This window comes from Streptococcus cristatus ATCC 51100 (assembly GCF_000222765.1).
GTDB lineage: Bacteria > Bacillota > Bacilli > Lactobacillales > Streptococcaceae > Streptococcus > Streptococcus cristatus.
Genome location: NZ_AFUE01000008.1, coordinates 93,370 through 109,337 on the forward strand (window position 1 = coordinate 93,370; position 15,968 = coordinate 109,337).

Below are 15,968 nucleotides of genomic sequence, written 5' to 3' on the forward strand. Positions count from 1 at the left end.
TTCTTATGAAACTACTCAAATCACTCTTAACTGTTTTTGCACTTGCCTTTGCCCTTATTTTTGTCACAGCTTGTGGCTCAGGCGGAAATGCTACTTCTTCATCTGGTAAAACTACTGCCAAAGCTCGCACTATTGATGAAATCAAAAAAAGTGGTGAACTTCGAATTGCTGTATTTGGAGACAAAAAACCTTTTGGTTATGTAGACAACGACGGTTCTTACCAAGGTTATGACATCGAACTGGGAAATCAGCTGGCTAAAGACCTCGGTGTTAAGGCAAAATACGTGTCTGTTGATGCTGCCAACCGTGCGGAATACTTGATTTCTAACAAGGTGGACATCACCCTTGCCAACTTTACTGTCACAGACGAACGTAAGAAACAAGTTGACTTTGCCCTTCCCTACATGAAGGTTTCACTGGGTGTTGTGTCTCCTAAGAAAGGTGTTATCACAGATGTTAAACAGCTTGAAGGCAAGACTTTGATTGTCACAAAAGGAACTACCGCTGAAACTTACTTTGAGAAAAATCATCCAGAAGTTAAACTTCAAAAATATGACCAATACAGTGACGCCTACCAAGCTCTTTTGGATGGACGTGGAGATGCCTTTTCAACTGACAATACTGAAGTTCTAGCTTGGGCTCTTGAAAATAAAGGGTATGAAGTGGGGATTTCTTCTCTCGGTGACCCAGATACTATTGCACCAGCAGTCCAAAAAGGAAACAAAGAGTTGCTTGATTTCATCAATAAAGACATTGAAAAATTGGGCAAGGAAAACTTCTTCCACAAAGCTTATGAAAAGACTCTTCACCCAACCTATGGTGATGCTGCAAAAGCAGATGACCTCGTCGTTGAAGGTGGAAAAGTAGAATAGGACCGTTGGTTAAGTAGAACAATCTGCCTTAAAAAATGAACCGCATCTCAATAGTTAGACAGAAAAAGTCTAGCAGTTGAGGTGCGGTTCAAATTATGTTTGTTTGATTTGTTTTGATTTCTACAAGTAGAGTTCAGTTAGCTTGTGGGCTACACCATCTTGGTCGTTGGTGAGTTCAAGCTGCTGGTCAGCATAGGGCAGCAGGGTTTCGCTGGCGTTTTTCATGGCATAGCCTGTTCCTGCAAATTCCAGCATTTCGGTATCATTGTGCTCGTCACCAAAAGCGATCAGGTCTTTGCGATCGGCATTGAGGATATTGAGCAGGTACTGGAGGGCGAAGGCCTTGTTAACACCTTTAGGACCGCACTCAAGAATATTGAGAGGACCGCCCCAGGTATTGATGGAGAGTTCATGCTGGTAAAAAGCATTCATCTCTTCAGCCAGAGCGTATTTGTCTGTGGCATGTGTTTGCAGCAAGATAGCATTTGGATTTTTAGTGACCAGCTGCGCTTGAAATTGATTTTCTGGCTTGAAATTATCAATTCCAAAGAGCTTGGGATCTGCGATTTCTTCGTTTGTATTGGTGATGTAGAATTTCTTACGGTATTCACCAGCGATGAAGTCGGCTTCGATCTCCTCTTTTCGTTGGACCATATCTAGCAAAAAGGCTTTGTCTACCGTCAAGGATTGTTCAAATTCCCACTTTTTCTCAGGAATATGAGTCAAAGAGCCGTTGAAATTTATCATGGGAGTATTCAGCTCTAATTCTTTATAGAAATCCAGAGCCATGCGGTAAGGACGGCCAGTTGTGATGATGACCTTGTGCCCTTTAGCCGATATTTTTTTGATAGTTTCTTTGGTAAAATCAGAAATCTTACTCTCAGAGTTGAGCAAGGTTCCGTCCAAATCTACAGCAATTACTTTATTCGTCATTCTTTTTCCTCGTACAGTATCAATCAGTATAGTAAATCTATTATAACAGAATTAAGAATAAATGACACAAGTTGTGGTATAATGTTTCCTCAATAGCTAAGACGAAAGTGTTTGCTGATAGTCTATAAGCGAAGAGAGTTAAAGTAAAGGGGATGATCTTGTATGCGTAAACCAATTTTCATTCACATTTTTTTCCTACTAATTGCATTTGTTGTGTATATTCAGGGGATTACGGTTCAGGGACCAGACCTGATATGGAATATGATTCTGGCCTTAATTGCCTATGACGCTGCGGTCTTAACGACGATATCTAAGAAGCAGAAATGGCTTTATCCACTTTTGTTAGTGGTTTGGCTGGCCTTTTATCCTAATACTTTTTATATGCTGACGGACTTAGTGCACATGACTTGGGTGGGAGACACCCTGTGGAACCCTGTCAGCATGCGCCTATTTATGGCTTTCGTGCCGAGCATTTTATTTGGCGTTTACTGCGGGATTGAAAGCTGGAATATCTTGCGTGAGCGCTGGAAGTGGACTTGGTGGTTGGATATGCTTGCGATTGCGGCTCTGTCTTATCTATCGAGTCTAGCCATCTACATCGGTCGTTATGATCGCCTCAATTCCTGGGACTTGGTGACGCGGCCCCAGCTAGTTGTCCAAAAGCTACTGGAGACCTTTCAGAAGGATCGTCTGGTATTTATCCTTGGATTTACCTTTATCCAAATCATGACTTTGCTCTTTTTAAGCAGAGAAAATAAAAAATAAGACGCTTTAAAGTATTTTTTGGAGCAATGGACTTGAAAAAGTGAATGTTTTTGAGTATAATCATAGTATTGTTCGTAAATAACGAATAAGCAGCGCTGTTTTAAAAGAAAATCAGGAGTTCTCTTTTATACAGTTGCCATAAAACAATTTAGGAGATTATCTATAATGGATAAATTATTTAAACTCAAAGAGCACGGTACGGATGTTCGTACGGAAGTTCTCGCTGGGTTAACAACTTTCTTTGCTATGAGCTATATCCTCTTTGTCAATCCAGCCATGCTGTCGCAAACGGGTATGCCAGCTCAAGGTGTCTTTCTGGCTACGATCATCGGTTCTGTTGCTGGAACACTCATGATGGCCTTTTATGCCAACCTTCCTTACGCACAGGCGCCAGGTATGGGTCTCAATGCTTTCTTTACGTTCACGGTTGTCTTTAGTTTGGGCTATACTTGGCAAGAAGCTCTGGGCATGGTCTTCATCTGTGGTCTGATCTCGCTCTTCATTACCCTGACCAAGATTCGGAAGGCTATTATCGAGTCTATTCCATCAGCTTTGCGTTCAGCTATTTCAGCTGGTATCGGTGTCTTCCTAGCTTATGTAGGGATTAAAAATGCCGGACTGTTGAAGTTTTCGATCGATCCAGGCAACTATGTAGTAGCTGGTAAAGGAGCTGACCAAGCCAAAGCTGCTATCACAGCAAACTCAGCTGCGACTCCGGGATTAGTTGATTTTAATAATCCAGCAGTTTTACTCGCTTTACTTGGTCTAGCGATTACAGTTTTCTTTGTTATCAAGGGCATCAAAGGTGGCATTATCTTGTCTATCTTTACAACGACAGTTGTAGCGATTGCTATTGGCTTGGTAAACCTGTCTGCGATTGACTTTGGTCAGCACAATCTGTCAACAGCTCTGAAAGAACTTGGACAAGTGTTCGGGGTTGCGGTTGGTCCAGAAGGCTTGGGAGCTCTCTTTGCTGATACGGCGCGCCTGCCTCAGACATTTATGGCCATCCTAGCCTTCTCTCTGACGGATATCTTTGATACCATTGGTACCTTGATCGGAACTGGTGAAAAAGTAGGGATCGTCGCAAGCTCTGGTGAAAATCATGAGTCAGAAGGTTTGGACAAGGCCTTGTACTCAGACTTGATCGGAACGACTATCGGTGCAATCGCCGGAACGTCTAACGTTACTACTTACGTAGAGTCAGCAGCTGGTATTGGAGCTGGCGGACGGACTGGTTTGACAGCCTTGGTTGTAGCGGTCTGCTTTGCAGTATCTAGCTTCTTTAGTCCACTTTTGGCAATCGTTCCAACAGCGGCAACTGCACCAATCTTGATTGTTGTTGGGATCATGATGCTTGGCAGTCTGAAAAATATCCAGTGGGATGATATGGCAGAAGCTGTCCCAGCTTTCTTCACCTCTATCTTCATGGGCTTCACTTACAGTATCACGAACGGGATTGCAGCAGGCTTTATCATGTATGCTCTTGTGAAAGTCATCAAAGGTCAAGCTAAGGATGTGCATCCAATGATTTGGATTTTAAACTTGCTCTTCATCCTTAACTTTATCAGCCTAGCTCTTTCTTAAGAATCAGTATTAAGAAGTTGGAAATCTTCCAGCTTCTTTTTTATGCGAGAAAAATATTTGTGAATGATCTTAGTTTCTTTTTGATAGAAGTGAATGGCTTGTTTTCGATAAAAGATTTGGAGGTCTATCTAATTTTTTTCAAACATTTTGCTCTCTCTATTAGAAAATTGAGCGCAAACGCAAATCTTCTGGTATAATAAAAGAATGTTTAGTCATAATGAGGAAGAATTAATCAACTGGGGCCAGCGTCTCGGCAGCTTGCTTCAGGAGCAAGATGTTTTGGTTTTGACAGGAGACTTGGGTGCGGGTAAGACGACCTTTACCAAGGGTTTGGCCCAAGGTCTGGGCATCAAGCAGATGATCAAAAGTCCGACCTATACCATTGTTCGCGAGTATGAAGGGCGTTTGCCGCTTTATCACTTAGATGTCTATCGGATTGGTGAAGATCCAGATTCGATTGACTTGGATGATTTTCTCTTTGGTGAGGGAGTTACGGTCATTGAGTGGGGAGAATTGCTAGGTGATAGTTTACCAGATGATTATCTGAAGCTGACCCTTCTAAAGAAAGAAGATGGCCGCGAGCTAGTCTTTGAAAGTCAAGGGCGTCGTTCTCAGGAACTGCTGGAGGAATTGCTGCATGGCTGAGTTTGAATTAGCCTTGCGGGAGGCAGAGAAGGCAGATGCTGCTGACTTGATTCGCTTTTTAAATCAAGTCGGTGCCGAGTCAGACTACATGACCTTGGATGAGGCTGGGATTTTGATGGATGAAGAGCAGATGGCTCAGTTCATTCAGCGTCAAGCTGAGTCAGATAATCAGCTTTATCTTTTGGCCTTACTTGATAATGAAATCGCTGGGATTGTCAGTATCACAGCGGATTTTCATGAGCGGATTCGCCACATTGGGCAAGTCTTTATCGTTGTCAAACAAGCCTTTTGGAATCAAGGTCTCGGTCGTATTCTGCTAGAAGAGGCTGTCGATTGGGCAGAGAATGGGAGCAGTCTCCGCCGTTTGGAACTGACTGTTCAGGTTCGAAATGAGCGAGCTGTTCATCTCTATAAAGAATTAGGATTTGAAATTGAAGGCCTGCAAAAAAGAGGGGCCTATTTAAGAGAAGGGATATTTCTAGATGTTTACCTGATGGGAAAACTGATAGATTGATGAAATATGTTTAAAAAAATTGTACGAATGTTTTTGAGCCTGCTGCTTGTCACAGCTATTGGAGTAGGAGGCTATGCTTGGACTATTTACAATCAGTCAACGGACGCTCTGTCCCATACTTACAAGGGTTTTGGGAATGAGACGAACGTTATTGCGGAAACCAAGCCCTTGACGATTTTACTGATGGGGGTAGATACAGGAAGTGGCTCGCGGTCTGATACCTGGAAGGGAAATAGCGACTCTATGCTTCTCCTATCTGTCAATCCTCAGACTAAAAAGACGGTCATGATGAGTTTGGAGCGGGATATTCTGACTCAAATCGATGAAAATGGCGAAACGACAGAAGCCAAACTCAATGCAGCCTATGCTTATGGCGGTGCAGAATTAGCCATCGCGACGATTGAGAAATTGATGAACATCCATATTGACCGCTATGTGATGATCAATATGCAAGGACTGGTTCAGCTAGTCGATGCAGTTGGCGGTATTGAAGTCAACAATACTTTTGATTTCCCAATTTCCATCGAAGAAAATGAACCAGAATACACTGCAACTGTCGAGCCAGGTAAGCATTTGATCAACGGAGACCAAGCTTTGGTCTATGCCCGCATGCGTTACCAAGATCCAGAGGGTGACTACGGTCGTCAGAAACGTCAGCGTGAGGTGATTCGAAAGGTCGTTGAGAAGGTGCTCAGTCTTAATAGTATCAGTCATTATCAAGCTATTTTGCGAGCAGTCAGCAAGAATATGCAGACCAATGTAGCGCTGGATTCGAGAAGTATTCCTCAGTTATTAGGTTACAAAGATGCCTTTAGAAGCATTCAGTCTGAACAATTGCGTGGGGAAGATGCTACCTTGGCTGATGGGGGTAGCTATCAGCTGGTTACGTCTGAGCATTTACTGGAAATGCAAAATTTGATTCGGAAAAGCTTGGGCTTGTCCACGGTCAAGAGTTTGAAAACCAATGCCGTACTGTATGAAGATTTGATGGGAGGCAGAAGCCTACGTGCGTCTAATTCTAGCTCTTCAACAACTTATCAGCATGACGAGCAGCCGATTTACAATCAACCAACGGAGAGCAATTATGGAAGTGCTAATTACAGTAATTCTACTCCAGCTCCTCCTGAGCCGAGCGCTAGCAGTGAACCGCCAGCAAGTTCTGCGCCTGCATCTACTCCAGCTTCGACACCGTCAGCATCATCTGCCGATCACCCCACAACATCAGCATCTTCAGAATAAATAAATCGAGGCTGGGACAAAAGTCCTAGCCTCTTAATTGTTTTTGGATTTTCGAGCAAGACGCAGTGGTTGAGTGGGCTCTACTAGGCTGATTTCATCAGTTTTTACAGCCCTACTCAACTGTGCGGAGGTGGGACGACGAAATCGAATTCTAACGAATTACCGGTCTCTGTCCCACTCTCGTTTTTTAATGTTTTTGAATTTTATTTTGTTAGTAATTTCCAGAAGAAATCAATAATATAGGTCAGTCCGTAAGTGTAGATGATGAGGGTGATGGGTTTGCAGAGCACGATAATCAGCATGTACTTTTTGAAGGTCATCTTGGTCAGGGCGGCCAGCATACAGAGGAAATCAGCGGGGCTGATAGGCCAAATCATCATAAAGATAAAGAAACGCTCAAAGCGATTGCCCTCATCCAGCCAGCCCACATACTTGTCATAGGTCCGCTTGCTGACGACGGACTGGACAAAGGCTGGTCCGTAGGTGCGAGCTAGATAGAAGATGATGGCACAGCCAATGACGATGCCAACATAGTTGTAGATGGTGCCGACGATATGCCCGTAGATAAAGATGCCTGCAACAGAGGTCAAGGCGCCAGGGATAATGGGCACGACCGTCTGCAAGATTTGTAGGAAGATAAACAGAGGTGGCCCCCAGACGCCTGCTTGTTTGATAAAGGCAGACAAGGTTTCCTTGGACTGGAGAATCCCTGCATAGTAAGCCCAGATGCAAAAGGCCACTGTCCCCACAGCCCCGATGATGGACGACCAGTTGATGATTTTTTGCAAAAAGGGAGAAACAGCTTTCATTTCTCGATCCTTGCTTGCCATAGGCACCTCCAAGAGAATTGTTCTTATATCTACTATAGCATCTTTTGCCTTTTTTGTAAGCTTTGAAGCTATAGGTGCTAAAAAGTATGAAAGATGATATAATGATATGACTGGTGAGCAATCATCTATAAGCATTCAAAAATCAGGGAGAGTGCTTGTGCTCAAACTAAAAATTCTATGAGTTGGGAGAGTTGTAGTGGAAGAATATTTAAACTTATATCATCAAAAAATGTGGGAGATTGCATATGAGAATCTCATAAGAACATTTTTCCACCTTAATACAATTATTCTCTTTGTACTATTTTTAAGTATTTGGTACTTCTTTTTCGGAAAAAAAACGGATTTTACTATTTATAGCTAGTTATTTTTTCTTGTTCCTTTTGGGTGGAGCTGTGGAGTATGTGAACAGCTATGACAAAATTATGAGTCCAGATTCAATTTATAACAAAGACTTTCTTTACAATTCGTTAATTCCAGTAGAAATTCGTTTACAGATTGAGTATGTAGATGAGCAGCCCTTATCTAGTGTTGATGGAGAGCTTAAGAAAGCAGATGTTATACTATTTGCGGTATCTGCTCCTAGATATTATGCTGGTCTTTTTACTGATACAGCATATTTGTTAACAGGTGAGTATAGACGAGGGAAATCATTTTTAGTTGCTCTAGTGGGATACGAAGAGAAAGATGGTGAATGGGAATCTGTTGACATTCGCATTGCTCCTGGTAAGGAGAAAAAGGATTTTCAGAAGTTTTCGAAGATACTTCATATCAAAAAAGCTAAAGAATCGTCTTTTAATGGCATTGTCAGCTATCTTCAAGAACTTCATGAAAAAAAGTTAGAGAGCGAAAAAAATAGATAGTGGTCTTATGAGCATGATCTTTGTTCCATTTTAAATGAAGCTTCCCGCTTGGGAAGCTGTTTTCATTTGTTTGGAAAATAGAGAAGGGTAAGTCTCCCGATGGCTCTTGGAAGAAATGGGGTTATAGGTGCCAAAAAGCCTATTTTATGCTATAATAGTGCGAATACGATTTTTGGAGAGAGATGTGGCGATTGAAGATTACATGCCCGACTTTGCGGTTGAGGCGGTTTACGATTTGACAGTAGAGAGTTTGAAAAGACAGGGCATCAAAGCTGTTTTGGTGGATTTGGATAACACCTTGATTGCTTGGAATAATCCTGACGGGACCCCAGAGATGAAGAAGTGGCTCCATGATTTGCGGGATGCAGGCATTCGGATTATCGTGGTGTCCAATAATAACCAAAAACGGGTCAAGCGGGCTGTTGAAAAGTTTGAAATTGACTATGTCTACTGGGCTATGAAACCCTTCACTTGGGGCATTGACCGGGCGCTCAAGCTTTTTCACTTTGAAAAAAATGAAGTGGTCATGGTGGGCGACCAGCTCATGACGGATATTCGGGCAGCGCATCGGGCTGGAATTCGTTCGATTTTGGTCAAACCGCTGGTCGAGCACGACTCTATCAAGACTCAGATCAATCGGGCGCGTGAACGCCGTGTGCTCAAGAAAATCACTGAAAAATACGGCCCAATTCAATACAAAAAAGGAATTTAAGAATGGAAGAACTTCTCTGTATCGGCTGCGGAGTCCCTATTCAGACAGAAGATAAGGGTAAGCTAGGCTACACGCCCCAGTCAGCTCTAGAAAAAGGCTTGGAGATAGGCGAACTCTATTGTCAGCGCTGTTTCCGCCTGCGCCATTATAATGAAATCAGCGACGTCCAGCTGACGGATGATGACTTTCTGCGGCTTCTGCATGAAGTTGGAGATAGCGACGCCTTGGTCGTCAATGTTGTCGATATTTTTGACTTTAATGGATCGGTCATTCCTGGCCTGCCTCGCTTTGTTGCTGGAAATGATGTGCTCTTGGTTGGGAATAAAAAGGACATTCTGCCTAAGTCGGTCAAGGATAGCAAGGTGACCCAATGGCTGACAGAGCGGGCTCACGAAGAAGGCCTGCGTCCAGTCGATGTGGTCCTAACCTCTGCTCAAAACAAGCAGGCTATTAAGGACTTGATTGATAAGATTGAGCATTGCCGCAAGGGACGTGATGTGTATGTGGTTGGCGTGACCAATGTGGGCAAGTCCACTCTGATTAACGCCATCATTCAGGAAATTACGGGTGATAAGGATGTCATTACGACTTCGCGCTTCCCAGGCACGACTCTGGATAAAATCGAGATTCCTTTGGCGGATGGCAGTCATATCTATGATACACCAGGCATCATCCATCGTCATCAAATGGCTCACTATCTTTCTGCTAAGAATCTCAAATATGTCAGCCCCAAAAAGGAAATCAAGCCCAAAACCTATCAGCTCAATCCAGAGCAAACTCTCTTTTTGGGTGGTTTAGGTCGCTTTGACTTTGTGGCAGGTGACAAGCAGGGCTTCACAGCTTATTTTGACAATGAGCTTAAGCTCCACCGGACCAAGTTGGAAGGTGCTAGCGGCTTTTATGACAAGCATGTCGGCAGTCTCTTAGTGCCGCCAGTTGGCAAGGAAAAGGAAGAATTTCCATCCTTGGTCAAGCATGAATTTACCATCAAGGACAAGACAGATATCGTCTTCTCTGGTCTGGGTTGGATTCGCGTCAATGACAGAGCCAAGGTTGCGGCTTGGGCTCCAAAAGGAGTGGACGTGGTCTTGCGCAAGGCGATTATCTAAGAAAGGTAGGATGTATGACCCAGTCAACTTTTATCACACCAGAAAAATATGTGGAAGCTATTCAGCAAATACCATACGGCAAAGTGGTTACCTTGGCTGATTTGCGTACTCACTTTGGACAGGATAATAGTGCTCCATTTTTTTCAGGTATTGCTGCTTTGATTGTCGCTTGGTCTGAGGAAGATGCCAAAATCCCCTATTGGCGAGTGCTCAAGTCAGGCGGGGAAGTCAATGCGAAGTATCCTGGAGGCCTTGAAGTACAAAGAGGGCTGCTGGAAGCGGAAGGACATAGCATTATTCAAAAAGGGAAAACAAAGATGAGGTACTATGTCCAAGATTTTCAAAAGAAACGGTATTCATTTGATTTGGAAAGAAATCTCATGTGCGGGCAAGACTAATACTCTTTGAGTATAAGCTCTGCTATTTTTAAAAGAATAAGGAAAACTATGGCATTAACAAGTAAACAAAGAGCCTTTCTCAACAGTCAGGCCCACTCACTCAAGCCCATCGTTCAGATTGGCAAAAACGGTCTCAATGACCAGATTAAAACCAGCATTCGTCAGGCACTGGATGCGCGAGAACTGATCAAGGTTACGCTCTTGCAGAATACAGATGAGAATATCCATGAAGTTGCTGAGATTTTGGAAGAAGAAATCGGAGTGGATACGGTGCAGAAGATCGGCCGGATCTTGATTCTCTACAAGCAGTCTAGTAAGAAGGAAAATCGCAAACTCTCTGTTAAAGTGAAACAAATTTAAGGAAAAATTTCTGTGGAGATATCAGCCTATGGCTATTGAATTACTGACCCCCTTTACCAAGGTGGAATTAGAACCAGAAGCTAAAGATAAAAAACGCAAGCAGATTGGCATTTTAGGTGGGAATTTCAACCCTGTCCACCATGCTCATTTGGTCGTAGCGGATCAGGTCCGCCAACAGTTAGGCTTGGATCAGGTCCTGCTCATGCCAGAGTACGAGCCGCCCCATGTGGATAAGAAAGAGACCATCGATGAAAAGCATCGGCTGAAGATGCTGGAGCTGGCTATCGAGGGCATTGAAGGCCTAGGGATTGAAACCATTGAGCTGGAGCGCAAGGGAATTTCCTACACCTACGACACTATGAAGCTGCTGACAGAGCAACATCCAGATACGGACTATTATTTTATCATCGGTGCAGATATGGTGGACTATCTGCCCAAGTGGTACCGGATTGATGAGCTGGTTGAGCTGGTTCAGTTTGTCGGTGTTCAGCGGCCGCGCTACAAGGCGGGAACTTCCTATCCAGTTATCTGGGTAGATGTGCCTCTCATGGACATCTCATCCAGTATGGTACGGGATTTTCTGGTTCAGGGACGGACTCCTAATTTCCTGTTACCTCAGCCAGTCTTAGACTATATTGAGAAAGAAGGGCTTTATCTATGACCTATGAAAGCTATATCAGCATGAGCCGTGAGGCCTTACTGGCTAAGATGGAAACAGTCATGCCCGAGAAACGCCTGCGACATTGTTTAGGTGTGGAAAAAGCTGCCCGTGAATTAGCGGAGCGCTTCGGTCTTGACGTCGAAAAAGCGGGTCTGGCAGGGCTTCTACACGACTATGCGAAAAAGGTCTCGGATGAGGAATTTCTGGCCTTGATTGACAAATACCAGCTGGATCCTGACCTGAAAAACTGGGGGAATAACGTCTGGCATGGCATGGTGGGCATTTACAAGATTCAGGAAGACCTAGGCATCGAAGATGCAGAGATTCTCCGAGCCATCGAGATTCATACAGTGGGCAGTGGCACCATGTCTGAGCTGGACAAGGTCGTCTATGTCGCTGACTATATCGAGCACAACCGGGACTTTCCGGGTGTGGACAAGGCCAGAGAATTGGCCCTGCAGTCGCTCAATCAAACTGTGGCCTATGAAACAGCAAGGACGGTGGAGCATTTAGCTCAAAAGGGAATCCCTATCTACCCGCAGACCTTGGAGACCTATAATGCCTTTGTAGGATATTTGAAGGAAATAAAAGAAAATTAAAGAGGAACTATGAAAGAACAAGAATTATTGGAATTGGTCGTGAAGGCGGCCGATGAAAAGCGTGCAGAAGATATTGTGGCTTTGGACTTGCAAGGCCTGACTACTGTGACAGATTATTTTGTTATCGTCAGCTCGATGAATAGTCGTCAGCTGGATGCGGTCGCTGAAAATATCCGTGAGAAAGCTGCAGCGGCTGGTGTTTCTGCTGGTCATGTAGAGGGAGACGCAGCTGGTGGCTGGGTTCTCTTAGACTTGGGTGGCATCGTTGTCCATGTCTTTTCTGAGGAAATGAGAGCCCATTACAATCTGGAAAAACTCTGGCACGAAGCGACAGGCGTGGATGTTGCGGCCTTATTAGAAGAAAAAAACAAGTGATTTTTTGCCCTTAGGTAAGAAAGTAGAATTCGGCTCAGTCAGCCTGCTGGCTGGGCTATTTTTGAAAGGAAAAGTATGGCAACTTATGAAACCTTCGCGTCGGTTTACGATGCGATTATGGATGATTCTTTGTATGAGAAGTGGACGGATTTCAGCCTGCGCCATTTTCCCAAGGATAAGAAAAAGCTGCTGGAGCTGGCCTGTGGTACGGGCATTCAGTCCATTTATTTTAAGCAGGCTGGTTTTGATGTGACGGGGCTGGATCTGAGTCAGGAAATGCTGGATTTTGCAGAGAAGCGCAGCCGAGAGGCTGGTTTGGACATTCCTTTTATCCAGGGTAATATGCTAGATTTGAGTGGTGTTGGTCAGTTTGATTTGGTGACTTGTTATTCGGACTCGATTTGCTACATGGAAGACGAAGTCGATGTCGGTCAGGTTTTCACTCAAGTTTACCAGCATCTAAATGAGGGTGGCCGCTTTATCTTTGACGTGCACTCGATTTACCAGATTGACGAGGTTTTTCCAGGTTATTCTTATCATGAAAATGCTGAAACTTTTGCCATGGTCTGGGATTCTTATGCGGACGAACCGCCTCATTCCATCGTGCATGAGCTGACCTTCTTTGTCCAAGACGAGGATGGTCGCTTCACGCGCCACGATGAGGTGCATGAGGAGCGGACCTATAAGATTCTGACCTATGATATCTTGCTGGAGCAGGCTGGCTTTAAGAATGTCAAGGTTTACGCGGACTTTGAGGACAAGGAGCCGACTGACAAGAGCGCTCGCTGGTTCTTTGTGGCGGAGAAATGAGATGACAGTTACCGGTATTATCGCAGAGTTTAATCCTTTTCATAATGGGCATAAATACCTGCTGGAGCAGGCTTCTGGTCTGAAAATTATCGCTATGAGTGGCAATTTTGTTCAGCGAGGGGAGCCAGCTATCGTGGATAAGTGGACTCGGGCACAGATGGCTTTGGAAGCTGGAGCGGATTTGGTCCTTGAGCTGCCTTTCTTGGTCAGCGTTCAGGCAGCGGACTTTTTCGCTAAGGGGGCAGTAGACATCTTAGAGAGGCTGGGCATCGAACAGCTAACTTTTGGGACCGAGGAAGTGCTGGACTACGAGAGTGTTTCCAAGGTCTATGGTGAAAAGGCAGAGCAGATGGAGGCTTATCTGGTTGGCTTGCCTGATTCCTTATCGTATCCCCAGAAGACTCAGGCTATGTGGCAGGAGTTTGCAGGGCTCAATTTCTCAGGCTCTACGCCCAATCATATCTTGGGCTTGGCCTATGCCAAGGCTGTGGCGGGAAAAGATATAAAGCTGTGTCCGATTCAACGTCAGGGGGCTGGCTACCATTCCTTATCAGCTGATCAGGAATTTGCCTCCGCAACGGCCCTTCGTCAGAATTTGGATCAGCCAGACTTTCTCAAGAAATTTACACCAGCCCATCACTTACTTGAAACGGCTCCCAAGGTGACCTGGTCGGACCTCTTTCCTTATCTCCGTTACCAGATAGTGACCTGTCCTGATTTGACGGACTACTATCAGGTCAATCAGGAGTTGGCCGTTAGGATTAGAGAGGCCTTGAAAAGCAGTGAGACCATAGAAGAGCTAGTTGAGCAGGTGGCAACTAAGCGCTATACCAAGGCTCGGGTTCGGCGTCTGCTGACCTATATCCTGGTCGGAGCTAGGCAAGAAGAACTTCCGTCAGGTGTTCATATTTTAGGATTTTCCGAGCAGGGACGCCAGCATTTGTCCAAGCTTAAGGGAAAAGTTGAATTGGTCAGCCGAATTGGCAAGGAGCCATGGGATAGTTTGACCCAGCAGGCTGACAAAGTTTATCAGCTGGGCAATCCTGCACTGACGGAGCAGAATTTTGGCCGCTTTCCACTACAAAATACTCTCTGATAGTCTAGATAGATTTGAGAAATTTATTTTTAAATAGAGAGTGGGACAGAAATCGGTAATTCGTTAGAATTCGATTTCGTCGTCCCACCTCCGCACAGTTGAGTAGGGCTGTAAAAGCTGATGAAATCAGCGTAGTAGAGCCCACTCAACCACTGCGTCTTGCTTGACAATCCAAAGACAATTGAGGAGGTTGGGACAAAAAGATTTCAATTTTTAAAAATCTTAATTATTAAGTCCTTCAAATCTATAATTAAATGTGAAAAGCGAACAAAGCAGAATTCTGATTACCAGAAAACTAGTTTTGTTCGCTTTTTATATTTGAGGTCGGACTTTTGTCCCAGCCTCTTCTTATTCACTAAATCGTAGAAAATAACCATCTGGATCCAAAACCGCAAATTCATGAGGGTAAATAAAGGTATTTCCCACTCGAAACTCTCTTTTTGTCAGTAGACGATGGATGGGATAGTTAGCTGCCAGCAGTTTTTGATAGAGCTGAGGGACATCCTCGATGCCAAAGGAAATATTGACACCACGCCCGAAAGGATAGGTCAGTTGGCCTAATTCTTCGGCGCTGCCTTCCTCTAACATGAGCTGGCAGTCTTCAAGTGAGAGGAAAAGAAATTTCTCCTCGGGACGCTCGTATTCGACAGAGAAGCCCAGTAGGTCGCAGTAGAAGTGACGCGACTTTTCGATGTCAGATACCACAAATTCAGGGATGACAGCCTGATAGTCCATCGGTTTCCTCCTTAAAGTTCAATTTCCATGACAATTGGTGTGTGGTCTTGCCGTGCACCGGAGTCAATCATATCAGACTTGGTTACCTTGTCAGCCACGCGGTTGCTGGTCAACCAGTAGTCGATTCTCCATCCTGTGTTGTTGATTTTAGAAGTCTTGCTGCGCTGCGCCCACCAAGTGTATTGGTTAGGGATATCGCCGTGCAAGTGGCGGAAGGTATCGGTAAAGCCTTTAGCCAGCAGGTTGGTGAAGCCAGCACGTTCTTCATCGGTAAAGCCTGGTGAACGGCGGTTGCTGGCAGGATTTGCAAGGTCGATTTCCTTGTGGGCTACATTGTAGTCTCCAGTTGCGAGGACTGGTTTTTGTTCATCCAGTGATGCCAAGTATTCGGCGTATTTGACATCCCAGACTTGACGCTCATCCAAGCGTTTAAGACCGTCGCCAGCATTGGGTGTGTAGACCTGAGTGACGAAGAAGTCATCAAACTCCAGTGTAATGATGCGGCCTTCAACGTCCATTGTTGATGGAGCGCCGATTTCTGGGAAGGTCACGATGGGTGTCAGTTCTTTTTTGTAGAGGAACATGGTTCCTGCATAGCCCTTGCGGGCTGGCTCTTGAGACGAGCGCCAAGTATTTTCATAGCCTGGGAAGAGCTCTTCTAAAATTTCAAGGTGTTTTTTAGTCGGGCCTTTAGCAGATAGCTTTGTTTCCTGAATAGCGATAATATCCGCATTTTCTGCTTGCAAGGTCCGAAGGACAGCCTGAGAGAGCTGAGCGCGTGCAGAATCACTGGTCAAAGCAGCGTTTAGAGAGTCAATGTTCCAAGAGATGAGTTTCATAAAATGTCCTTTTCTAGTAGAAATTTCCT

Annotated in this window: 20 protein-coding genes; 16 read left to right on the top strand and 4 right to left on the bottom strand. The window is 44.6% G+C overall.

Annotated features, from left to right (window positions below):
* Nucleotides 1-5: 5 nt before the first annotated feature.
* Nucleotides 6-872: a cysteine ABC transporter substrate-binding protein gene (locus HMPREF9960_RS07170; protein WP_005591015.1), complete on the top strand. Its 867-nt coding sequence runs from the start codon at nt 6-8 to the stop codon at nt 870-872.
* Between the two features lie 120 nt (nt 873-992).
* Here the strand turns inward: HMPREF9960_RS07170 and HMPREF9960_RS07175 are convergent, their stop codons facing one another.
* Complete coding sequence (locus HMPREF9960_RS07175) at nt 993-1,805, bottom strand: Cof-type HAD-IIB family hydrolase (RefSeq protein ID WP_005591012.1); 813 nt, start codon at nt 1,803-1,805, stop codon at nt 993-995.
* Nucleotides 1,806-1,967: 162 nt separating this feature from the next.
* Here HMPREF9960_RS07175 and HMPREF9960_RS07180 point away from each other — a divergent pair, with 162 nt between their 5' ends.
* The 5 genes from HMPREF9960_RS07180 to lytR all read left to right on the top strand — a co-directional run bounded on the left by HMPREF9960_RS07180 (nt 1,968) and on the right by lytR (nt 6,555).
* Nucleotides 1,968-2,570, top strand: a complete 603-nt coding sequence (locus HMPREF9960_RS07180) for a DUF1361 domain-containing protein (protein WP_005591011.1) — start codon at nt 1,968-1,970, stop codon at nt 2,568-2,570.
* A gap of 165 nt (nt 2,571-2,735) precedes the next feature.
* Nucleotides 2,736-4,157 carry an NCS2 family permease gene (locus tag HMPREF9960_RS07185; RefSeq protein ID WP_005591010.1) on the top strand — a complete coding sequence of 474 codons (1,422 nt, stop codon included), beginning with the start codon at nt 2,736-2,738 and terminating at the stop codon, nt 4,155-4,157.
* A 204-nt stretch (nt 4,158-4,361) separates the two neighbouring features.
* Nucleotides 4,362-4,802: a tRNA (adenosine(37)-N6)-threonylcarbamoyltransferase complex ATPase subunit type 1 TsaE gene (gene tsaE / locus HMPREF9960_RS07190; protein ID WP_005591008.1), complete on the top strand. Its 441-nt coding sequence runs from the start codon at nt 4,362-4,364 to the stop codon at nt 4,800-4,802.
* A complete protein-coding gene (locus HMPREF9960_RS07195; RefSeq protein WP_005591007.1) occupies nt 4,795-5,316 on the top strand; it encodes a GNAT family N-acetyltransferase in 522 nt (173 codons plus the stop codon). Before tsaE ends, HMPREF9960_RS07195 begins: the two co-directional genes overlap by 8 nt.
* A gap of 6 nt (nt 5,317-5,322) precedes the next feature.
* Nucleotides 5,323-6,555, top strand: a complete 1,233-nt coding sequence (gene lytR / locus HMPREF9960_RS07200) for a glycopolymer--peptidoglycan transferase LytR (RefSeq protein ID WP_005591006.1) — start codon at nt 5,323-5,325, stop codon at nt 6,553-6,555.
* A 203-nt stretch (nt 6,556-6,758) separates the two neighbouring features.
* On the opposite strand, the gene HMPREF9960_RS07205 is transcribed toward lytR, so the two are convergent.
* Nucleotides 6,759-7,385 carry a TVP38/TMEM64 family protein gene (locus HMPREF9960_RS07205; RefSeq protein WP_005592323.1) on the bottom strand — a complete coding sequence of 209 codons (627 nt, stop codon included), beginning with the start codon at nt 7,383-7,385 and terminating at the stop codon, nt 6,759-6,761.
* Between the two features lie 401 nt (nt 7,386-7,786).
* Here HMPREF9960_RS07205 and HMPREF9960_RS07210 point away from each other — a divergent pair, with 401 nt between their 5' ends.
* The 10 genes from HMPREF9960_RS07210 (at nt 7,787) to HMPREF9960_RS07255 (ending at nt 14,365) form a co-directional block, all read left to right on the top strand.
* Nucleotides 7,787-8,245 carry a hypothetical protein gene (locus tag HMPREF9960_RS07210; protein WP_231913454.1) on the top strand — a complete coding sequence of 153 codons (459 nt, stop codon included), beginning with the start codon at nt 7,787-7,789 and terminating at the stop codon, nt 8,243-8,245.
* 184 nt (nt 8,246-8,429) lie between these two features.
* Nucleotides 8,430-8,957: a YqeG family HAD IIIA-type phosphatase gene (locus HMPREF9960_RS07215; protein WP_005592391.1), complete on the top strand. Its 528-nt coding sequence runs from the start codon at nt 8,430-8,432 to the stop codon at nt 8,955-8,957.
* Nucleotides 8,958-8,959: 2 nt separating this feature from the next.
* Nucleotides 8,960-10,066 carry a ribosome biogenesis GTPase YqeH gene (gene yqeH / locus HMPREF9960_RS07220; RefSeq protein ID WP_005590998.1) on the top strand — a complete coding sequence of 369 codons (1,107 nt, stop codon included), beginning with the start codon at nt 8,960-8,962 and terminating at the stop codon, nt 10,064-10,066.
* 14 nt (nt 10,067-10,080) lie between these two features.
* Nucleotides 10,081-10,464, top strand: a complete 384-nt coding sequence (locus HMPREF9960_RS07225) for an MGMT family protein (protein WP_005590997.1) — start codon at nt 10,081-10,083, stop codon at nt 10,462-10,464.
* A gap of 48 nt (nt 10,465-10,512) precedes the next feature.
* The gene (gene yhbY / locus HMPREF9960_RS07230) at nt 10,513-10,824 is read left to right on the top strand and encodes a ribosome assembly RNA-binding protein YhbY (RefSeq protein ID WP_005590995.1); all 312 of its coding nucleotides are present in this window, start codon (nt 10,513-10,515) and stop codon (nt 10,822-10,824) included.
* Between the two features lie 28 nt (nt 10,825-10,852).
* A complete protein-coding gene (locus HMPREF9960_RS07235) occupies nt 10,853-11,485 on the top strand; it encodes a nicotinate-nucleotide adenylyltransferase (protein WP_005590993.1) in 633 nt (210 codons plus the stop codon).
* On the top strand, nt 11,482-12,084 hold the full coding sequence (yqeK, locus tag HMPREF9960_RS07240; RefSeq protein WP_005590992.1) for a bis(5'-nucleosyl)-tetraphosphatase (symmetrical) YqeK: 603 nt from the start codon (nt 11,482-11,484) through the stop codon (nt 12,082-12,084). Before HMPREF9960_RS07235 ends, yqeK begins: the two co-directional genes overlap by 4 nt.
* Before the next feature lie 9 nt (nt 12,085-12,093).
* Nucleotides 12,094-12,459 carry a ribosome silencing factor gene (rsfS, locus tag HMPREF9960_RS07245; RefSeq protein WP_002915774.1) on the top strand — a complete coding sequence of 122 codons (366 nt, stop codon included), beginning with the start codon at nt 12,094-12,096 and terminating at the stop codon, nt 12,457-12,459.
* 75 nt (nt 12,460-12,534) lie between these two features.
* The gene (locus HMPREF9960_RS07250; RefSeq protein ID WP_005590991.1) at nt 12,535-13,269 is read left to right on the top strand and encodes a class I SAM-dependent DNA methyltransferase; all 735 of its coding nucleotides are present in this window, start codon (nt 12,535-12,537) and stop codon (nt 13,267-13,269) included.
* 1 nt (nt 13,270) lies between these two features.
* Nucleotides 13,271-14,365: a nucleotidyltransferase gene (locus HMPREF9960_RS07255; protein ID WP_005590990.1), complete on the top strand. Its 1,095-nt coding sequence runs from the start codon at nt 13,271-13,273 to the stop codon at nt 14,363-14,365.
* A gap of 348 nt (nt 14,366-14,713) precedes the next feature.
* On the opposite strand, the gene HMPREF9960_RS07260 is transcribed toward HMPREF9960_RS07255, so the two are convergent.
* Both HMPREF9960_RS07260 and HMPREF9960_RS07265 read right to left on the bottom strand, forming a co-directional pair.
* Complete coding sequence (locus HMPREF9960_RS07260; protein WP_005590989.1) at nt 14,714-15,100, bottom strand: bleomycin resistance protein; 387 nt, start codon at nt 15,098-15,100, stop codon at nt 14,714-14,716.
* A gap of 11 nt (nt 15,101-15,111) precedes the next feature.
* A complete protein-coding gene (locus HMPREF9960_RS07265) occupies nt 15,112-15,939 on the bottom strand; it encodes an exodeoxyribonuclease III (protein WP_005590988.1) in 828 nt (275 codons plus the stop codon).
* Nucleotides 15,940-15,968 lie beyond the last annotated feature (29 nt).

Coding starts and splice junctions, on each gene's coding strand:
- HMPREF9960_RS07170 (WP_005591015.1), top strand. CDS start 6: ATGAAACTACTCAAATCACTCTTAACTGTTTTTGCACTTGCCTTTGCC.
- HMPREF9960_RS07175 (WP_005591012.1), bottom strand. CDS start 1,805: ATGACGAATAAAGTAATTGCTGTAGATTTGGACGGAACCTTGCTCAAC.
- HMPREF9960_RS07180 (WP_005591011.1), top strand. CDS start 1,968: ATGCGTAAACCAATTTTCATTCACATTTTTTTCCTACTAATTGCATTT.
- HMPREF9960_RS07185 (WP_005591010.1), top strand. CDS start 2,736: ATGGATAAATTATTTAAACTCAAAGAGCACGGTACGGATGTTCGTACG.
- tsaE (WP_005591008.1), top strand. CDS start 4,362: ATGTTTAGTCATAATGAGGAAGAATTAATCAACTGGGGCCAGCGTCTC.
- HMPREF9960_RS07195 (WP_005591007.1), top strand. CDS start 4,795: ATGGCTGAGTTTGAATTAGCCTTGCGGGAGGCAGAGAAGGCAGATGCT.
- lytR (WP_005591006.1), top strand. CDS start 5,323: ATGTTTAAAAAAATTGTACGAATGTTTTTGAGCCTGCTGCTTGTCACA.
- HMPREF9960_RS07205 (WP_005592323.1), bottom strand. CDS start 7,385: ATGGCAAGCAAGGATCGAGAAATGAAAGCTGTTTCTCCCTTTTTGCAA.
- yqeH (WP_005590998.1), top strand. CDS start 8,960: ATGGAAGAACTTCTCTGTATCGGCTGCGGAGTCCCTATTCAGACAGAA.
- HMPREF9960_RS07225 (WP_005590997.1), top strand. CDS start 10,081: ATGACCCAGTCAACTTTTATCACACCAGAAAAATATGTGGAAGCTATT.
- yhbY (WP_005590995.1), top strand. CDS start 10,513: ATGGCATTAACAAGTAAACAAAGAGCCTTTCTCAACAGTCAGGCCCAC.
- HMPREF9960_RS07235 (WP_005590993.1), top strand. CDS start 10,853: ATGGCTATTGAATTACTGACCCCCTTTACCAAGGTGGAATTAGAACCA.
- yqeK (WP_005590992.1), top strand. CDS start 11,482: ATGACCTATGAAAGCTATATCAGCATGAGCCGTGAGGCCTTACTGGCT.
- rsfS (WP_002915774.1), top strand. CDS start 12,094: ATGAAAGAACAAGAATTATTGGAATTGGTCGTGAAGGCGGCCGATGAA.
- HMPREF9960_RS07250 (WP_005590991.1), top strand. CDS start 12,535: ATGGCAACTTATGAAACCTTCGCGTCGGTTTACGATGCGATTATGGAT.
- HMPREF9960_RS07255 (WP_005590990.1), top strand. CDS start 13,271: ATGACAGTTACCGGTATTATCGCAGAGTTTAATCCTTTTCATAATGGG.
- HMPREF9960_RS07260 (WP_005590989.1), bottom strand. CDS start 15,100: ATGGACTATCAGGCTGTCATCCCTGAATTTGTGGTATCTGACATCGAA.
- HMPREF9960_RS07265 (WP_005590988.1), bottom strand. CDS start 15,939: ATGAAACTCATCTCTTGGAACATTGACTCTCTAAACGCTGCTTTGACC.